Origin of the sequence: Roseisolibacter sp. H3M3-2, from assembly GCF_029211165.1 — a bacterium.
GTDB lineage: Bacteria > Gemmatimonadota > Gemmatimonadetes > Gemmatimonadales > Gemmatimonadaceae > Roseisolibacter.
The window spans coordinates 1-826 of record NZ_JARGEK010000734.1; the positions used below are offsets into that span (position 1 = coordinate 1).

2 pseudogenes are annotated in these 826 nt (G+C 81.7%); both read right to left on the reverse strand.

From position 1 onward, the window contains the following. A pseudogene (locus tag PYV61_RS26070) lies at positions 1–320 on the reverse strand (hypothetical protein); the annotation flags it as partial. A 195-nt stretch (positions 321–515) separates the two neighbouring features. Beyond that, a pseudogene (locus tag PYV61_RS26075) lies at positions 516–826 on the reverse strand (hypothetical protein); the annotation flags it as partial.

Sequence of the window (826 nt, forward strand, 5' to 3'; positions counted from 1 at the left end):
GGCGCGGGACGCGACTCGGCGACCCGGCGCACGCCGCGCGTCGGGGCGCGGTGGCGCGTGGTCGCGCGCGCGTCCGGGCGCGTCACGTCGTTCCCCTCGGCGCGCGGGTTCCCCTCCACCGCGCTCACGAAGCGCGCGGCGCCGCGGTCGCCGGTCTGCGCCAGCTCCACGCTCGCCGCGGCCGCCAGCTGCAGGTCCTTCCGCAGCGCGTCGTCGAGCGGGGCCTCGCGGCCGCTCGCCCCGCCGCCGCACGCGGCCAGCGCCAGCGTCGCCGCCACCGGGGCCGCCGTCCATCCGAGCCGTCTGCCGATCCCTCGCACGGGTCCCTCCCGCTCTGGCGTCGCGCCCCGGATGCGCGGTCGCGTGGCGCAGTCGCGCCCGGGGCCGTGCGCGTGGAGGGCACGCGACGCGCCGCGACGGCTCCCTACGGAGCGCCGCGGCGCGGGCGGAAAAACGTCCTCGCCGGGCGACGGCCGCCGTCCCCGCGCGGGGACGGCGGCGTCACCCGCGGACGGTCAGAAACGGGGCACGTACGGCATGCTCCCCGGGCCGTGGCGGGGACCGGTCGGCACCCCGCCGAGCCGCACGGCGGCCGGCCGGTAGACCGCGGCCGTCGCCGGACGCGCGCGCGGCAGCTCGCGCTCGCACTTGTCGTCGCCCACCGCGCCGCCGCGCAGCACGACGCCGACCGCCATCGTGGTCGTCCCCTCCTCGCCGGCGAAGCGCGCGATGCGCTCGGGCTGCGGCTCGACGAACGCGACCTCGGTCACCGGCGGCGCGGCGGGGGCCGGCGCCGCGGCCACGGCGCGCACCGGCGTGCGCGCCC